The following is a 5,412-nucleotide window of genomic DNA, read 5'->3' on the forward strand; positions in this document are numbered from 1 at the left end:
TCACAGAAAGGGGCAGGCCGATGGCCGCTCTCACCCACAATTCCAAGAAGCTGGGCGTTCTCGGCTTTGGTGCGCTCGCCTTCAGCGTGGCGGCCCTGACGTTCGGTGCCGGGACCGCGGGTGCGGACCCCAACGATCCGTCCCACCCGACGATCGGCGGCGACGGCGTCGTGAACTCGCGCCAGGCGGCCTCCACTGCCGGCGCCGACTACTGCGCAGTGAACCCCGGCACGCTCGGCACCGCCTCGGTCATCGCCAGCGACATGGGGGTTCCGACGCAGAAGGCCCAAGAGTCCGGGCCAGAATGGGTCGGATCGGACGGCTGGCAGGCCCAGGGGCTCAGCCGGTCGAACCAGTGGGGCGGCGCGTTCGATGCGGGATCTGTCGACACCGGACCGCAGTGCGGCCCGGGCAGCGCAAACCCCTTCTGAACTGTTTGTCGGGCAGCTAGTGCAGCGTCAGCGTCACGGTCTCCACCAGTGCCGCGCCGGCGACGGCCTTGGCGGCCGCCGCGGGGAGCGCAACGAGCACCACCCGTCCGCCCCCACCGGCGGTGGGTCCGTTCTGCTCGGCGGACACCAGCACCACCACCGCGTCGGTGGCGATCACCCGGGCCTCGGTGGCGGGTGCGGCTGACGTCGGTGCCGCCACGATGTCGACGACATCGCCGGTCCGGACGAGGTCGACGAGTGCCGCATCGGCCAGCGGCAGCGGCACGATGCGGGCGTTCGGTCCGGCAGCCGACTCGGCCAGCCGCGGACCCAGCACCCGCACGTCTGTGACCACTTCACCACGGCGCGCCGGTCCTGCCAGCGTGGTACCCACCACCCCGTCGAGTTCGGTGCGCGAACCATCGGGAATGCTTGCCGCTGCGCGGCTTTCGACTCGGACGTCGTCGGCGGTGAGCTCGGAGCCCGGCGACAGGTCTCGGGTGGTGACCACGACCTCGGCGACGTCTGCGCGGGGATCGTCGCGGTAGGCGGCGACGGCGGCCAGCACCACGAGGGCACCGGCGAGGGCTCGCCGGGCGGCGATGGTGCGCGACCAGTCCGGTCGGAGAATCTGGGTGAGCCGACTCAGCGGCGAAGGGTCGAGCGAATCCCCCATGCGGCCACGCTAGCCAGCGCGGCGAGTTTCGGTAAGCCGCCGATCACGCGGCTGTGGATAACTCTCTAGCTGGAGGCCGCGGCAGCCGGTGCCGACGACTTGCTCGACGAATCACTCGACGAGCTCGACTTGTCCGAGGACCCCGAGGCCTTGTCCGACTTCTTCTCCGACGTCGGGGACGAAGACGACGAGGACTCCGAACCGCTGTCGGAGCCGCTGGAGCTCTTGGCCGAACTCTTGGCTGCTTCGCGGCTGTCGGTGCGATAGAAACCGCTGCCCTTGAAGACCACCCCGACCTTGCCGAACAGCTTGCGCAACCGGCCGTCGCACTTCGGGCACTCCGTCATGGAGTCATCGGTGAACGACTGCACGACGTCGAACTTGTTGTCGCATTCGGTGCAGGCATAGGAATAGGTAGGCACGAGAACCCTCCGAGGTGGTCGAACTTCTTTAGCACTCTAGCGGCTCAAGTGCTAGAACCGCTAGCCGGGCAGGGGCATTCCCGGCGCCAAGCGCCAGCGCTCATCGGCCGAGTGGAACCAGACCCCGCCGCGGCGTCAGCGCATGGGTCACCCGCACGTCGTGTGACTCCGACGGCAGCCGGTCGACGAGTTCGTCGTCGCGCACCACGGCCACCACCACTGCACCCTGTCCGGCCAGCATCAGCGTCCGGTCGTAGAAGCCGGCGCCGCGCCCCAGGCGGGTGCCCCGCAGGTCGACGGCCAAGGCGGGCACCAACACCACCGCCGCGTCGGCCACCGCCTCGGCGGGCAACCACGGCTGCGGGGGCTCACGCAACCCGAACGGGGCGTCGACCAGCTCGCCGGGGCGGTGGCGTCCCCACCGCAGCGGCAGCGCCGCACCACCGGAATCGTGGCGCGCTACGGGAAGAAGCACCGCTGCCTCGTGCCGCACCAATCCGTCGATCAGGTCCACCGACCCGGGTTCGGAACCCACCGGCACGTACCCGCACACCATCTGACCAGGGTCGACGAAAGCCAGCACGTGGGCGGCGAGGGCCGCGGCCTCGGCCGCGCGGGTCTGTGGGGTCACGGCCCGGCGGGCGGCCAGGATCTCGGCTCTAACCTGTGCCTTTGTCGACCGCACCGCTGAGTCCTCCGGAGCCGGGTAGGGAGGGAACATCCAACTCAGAGAGGTTAATGTGTGAACGATGAATCGGCCTGAAGTTCCGATCCCGTACACCGCGGTGGTACCCGCGGCGGGATTGGGGACACGTTTTCTCCCCGCCACCAAGACGGTGCCCAAGGAGCTGCTGCCAGTCGTCGACACGCCGGGCATCGAGTTGGTGGCCGCGGAGGCCGCCGAAGCCGGCGCGGAGCGGCTGATCATCATCACCTCCGAGGGCAAGGACAGTGTGGTCGCGCACTTCGTCGAGGATCTGGTCCTCGAGGGGACGCTGGAGGCACGCGGCAAGAAGTCGATGCTCGAGAAGGTCCGGCGCGCGCCCGCGCTGATCAAGGTCGAGTCCGTGGTTCAGGCCGAACCCCTCGGCCTGGGACATGCCGTGGGGTGTGTCGAAGCCAGCCTGGGCCCCGACGAAGACGCGATCGCGGTTCTGCTGCCCGATGATCTGGTGCTGCCGACCGGGGTGCTGGAGACGATGTCGAAGGTGCGGGCCAAGCGCGGCGGCACGGTGCTGTGCGCCATCGAGGTGGACAAAGAGCACATCAGTGCCTACGGCGTGTTCGACGTCGAGACCGTTCCCGATGCCACCAACCCCAACGTGCTCAAGGTCAAGGGCATGGTCGAGAAACCCAAGGCCGAGGACGCGCCCTCGCCGTACGCCGCGGCCGGCCGCTACGTGCTCGACCGGGCCATCTTCGACGCGCTCCGGCGGATTCCGAAGGGTGCCGGCGGCGAGCTGCAGCTCACCGATGCGATCGCACTGCTCATCGAGGAAGGGCATCCGGTCCACGTGGTCGTGCACCGCGGGTCTCGACACGACCTGGGAAATCCCGGCGGCTACCTCAAGGCTGCGGTTGACTTTGCGTTGGAGCGAGACGACTACGGCCCCGAACTGCGGCAGTGGTTGGTCGAGCGGTTGGGACTCGCTCACGCGACGACCGAGCACTGACGGCTGCACCGCCGAGCGCATCACGCGCAGATCGACGTCGGCCGGATGTCTTCAACGGGAGAAAGGCGTGACTTGCGTTCGGTGGAGGAGCAGCAGGCTCGAGTAGCTTCCGCCGCGGTGGCCCCACGGCCGGTGCGGGTGGCGATTGCGGAAGCCCAGGGTTTGATGTGCGCCGAAGAGGTGGTGACCGAGCGTCCGCTGCCCGGGTTCGACCAGGCGGCGATCGACGGATATGCGGTGCGCAGCGTCGACGTGCTCGGGATCAACGAAGCCGACGGCGACGATGGCGAGTTCGACAGCGACACCACCGCCGACCGCGAGATCAGTCTGCCGGTGATGGGATCCATCGAGGCCGGGGCGCGCACCCCGAGCAGGTTGCAGCCGCGTCAGGCGGCACGCGTGCAGACCGGTGCCCCGATGCCCACCCTCGCCGATGCGGTGTTGCCGTTGCGCTGGACCGACGGCGGCGAATCGCGGGTCAGGGTGTTGCGCGGGGTCAGGTCCGGTGCGTATGTCCGCCGCACCGGTGACGACGTACAACCGGGTGACGTCGCCGTTCGTGCCGGCACCATCATCGGGGCCGCACAGGTCGGGCTGCTCGCCGCGGTCGGGCGGGAGCGGGTACTGGTGCACCCGCGGCCACGGTTGTCGGTGATGTGTGTGGGCGGTGAGCTCGTCGACATCTCCCGCACCCCCGGCAACGGTCAGGTGTACGACGTGAACTCCTATGCGCTGGCGGCCGCCGGCCGGGATGCGGGCGCAGAGGTGAACAGGGTCGGCATCGTGCCGACCGACGCCAAGCAGTTGCGCGAAGTCGTCGAAGGTCAGCTCAACCGCGCCGAAGCAGTGGTGATCGCGGGAGCGGTGGGTGGCGCGGCCGCCGAGGGCGTGCGGTCGGTTCTGTCGCAACTCGGCGAAATGGAGGTCACCCGCATCGCGATGCATCCCGGGTCGGTGCAGGGGTTCGGCCAGCTGGGGCCCGAGCGGGTGCCGGTGTTCCTGCTGCCCGCCAATCCGGTCAGCGCGTTGGTGGTCTTCGAGGTGATGGTGCGGCCGCTGATCCGCCTCTCGCTCGGCAAACGGGCGCCCATGCGGCGTGTCGTGCAGGCCCGGGCGCTGTCGCCGATCAGCTCGGTGGCCGGTCGCACGGGATTCCTGCGCGGGCAGTTGATGAGAGACCAGGACACCGGTGAGTATCTGGTGCAGGCCCTCGGCGGGGCGCCCGGTGCGTCGTCGCACCTGTTGGCAACCCTGGCTGAGGCAAACTGTCTGGTCGTGGTGCCCACTGAGGCCGAGCAGATTCGTACCGGCGAGGTCGTCGACGTCGCCTTCCTGGCTCAGCGCGGCTGAACGCTTGATGGCGGCGGTGATGAATTTCCTGAGTTCCCGCTCGCAGCATCCTGGCTGGCCACTGCCGGTGGGCCCGCTGCGGGTGTCCGCCGGAGTGGTGCAACTGCGTCCTGTCCGGCTCCGGGACGCCGCGCAATGGAGCCGTGCCCGGCTGGCGGATCGCAGCCACCTCGAACCCTGGGAGCCGTCGACCGATCTCAGTTGGGAAGTGCGACATGCCGTTTCGACGTGGCCTTCGGTGTGCTCGGGTCTTCGGGCCGAAGCGCGCCGGGGCCGGATGTTGCCTTATGTGATCGAGGTCGACGGGCAGTTCGCCGGCCAACTCACGATCGGCAACGTGACGCACGGGGCGTTGCGCTCCGCCTGGATCGGGTACTGGGTGGCCAGCGGGTTCACCGGTGGCGGGGTGGCCACCGCGGCCTTGGCGGTGGGCCTGGACCACTGTTTCGGTCCGGTCATGCTGCATCGTGTCGAAGCGACGGTACGGCCGGAGAATGCCGCGAGTCGGGCGGTGCTGGCAAAGGCCGGCTTCCGGGAAGAGGGCCTGCTGAAGCGCTATCTGGACGTGGACGGCGGCTGGCGCGATCACCTGTTGGTCGCCGTCACGATCGAGGAATTGAACGGTTCGGCGAGCTCCACCCTGGTCCGCGCAGGGCGCGCCTCCTGGGCCTGACCGGCCGGTCGCAATCACGCTTGGTGTTACTGATGTGACATAAGTGACGTTTGGTGCTTGCTACCAGCGAATTACAGGTGTGTAATTGTCCTCGGCGCGCCGCCCTTGGATGCGCTGGTCACAGACCTAGCCTGATGGGGAAAGGAGCAGGCGCCATGCCAAGCATCCCCCAATCTCTCCTCTGGAT

The 5,412-nt window shown here is 68.8% G+C and carries 7 protein-coding genes; 4 read left to right on the plus strand and 3 right to left on the minus strand.

Annotated elements, in window-relative coordinates:
- Positions 1 to 431 (plus strand): hypothetical protein (locus WA944_RS08180; RefSeq protein ID WP_526646697.1); only part of this gene is annotated, 431 nt, incomplete at its 5' end.
- A 16-nt stretch (positions 432 to 447) separates the two neighbouring features.
- Here the strand turns inward: WA944_RS08180 and WA944_RS08185 are convergent.
- From WA944_RS08185 to WA944_RS08195, 3 genes are all read right to left on the minus strand, one after another.
- Positions 448 to 1,107, minus strand: a complete 660-nt coding sequence (locus WA944_RS08185; RefSeq protein WP_526369182.1) for an SAF domain-containing protein — start codon at positions 1,105 to 1,107, stop codon at positions 448 to 450.
- A 65-nt stretch (positions 1,108 to 1,172) separates the two neighbouring features.
- A complete protein-coding gene (locus WA944_RS08190) occupies positions 1,173 to 1,529 on the minus strand; it encodes an FmdB family zinc ribbon protein (RefSeq protein ID WP_526369180.1) in 357 nt (118 codons plus the stop codon).
- Positions 1,530 to 1,629: 100 nt separating this feature from the next.
- A complete protein-coding gene (locus tag WA944_RS08195) occupies positions 1,630 to 2,214 on the minus strand; it encodes a 5-formyltetrahydrofolate cyclo-ligase (RefSeq protein WP_526609762.1) in 585 nt (194 codons plus the stop codon).
- A gap of 64 nt (positions 2,215 to 2,278) precedes the next feature.
- Between WA944_RS08195 and WA944_RS08200 the strand changes: the two genes are divergently transcribed.
- From WA944_RS08200 to WA944_RS08210, 3 genes are all read left to right on the plus strand, one after another.
- Positions 2,279 to 3,202, plus strand: a complete 924-nt coding sequence (locus WA944_RS08200; protein WP_526609760.1) for a UTP--glucose-1-phosphate uridylyltransferase — start codon at positions 2,279 to 2,281, stop codon at positions 3,200 to 3,202.
- A gap of 72 nt (positions 3,203 to 3,274) precedes the next feature.
- A complete protein-coding gene (gene glp, locus WA944_RS08205) occupies positions 3,275 to 4,552 on the plus strand; it encodes a molybdotransferase-like divisome protein Glp (protein ID WP_526375439.1) in 1,278 nt (425 codons plus the stop codon).
- A gap of 19 nt (positions 4,553 to 4,571) precedes the next feature.
- Positions 4,572 to 5,225: a GNAT family N-acetyltransferase gene (locus WA944_RS08210; protein WP_526375441.1), complete on the plus strand. Its 654-nt coding sequence runs from the start codon at positions 4,572 to 4,574 to the stop codon at positions 5,223 to 5,225.
- The last annotated feature ends 187 nt before the right edge of the window (positions 5,226 to 5,412 follow it).

The sequence above is a fragment of the Mycobacterium sp. genome (assembly GCF_049683355.1).
Taxonomy (GTDB): domain Bacteria; phylum Actinomycetota; class Actinomycetes; order Mycobacteriales; family Mycobacteriaceae; genus Mycobacterium.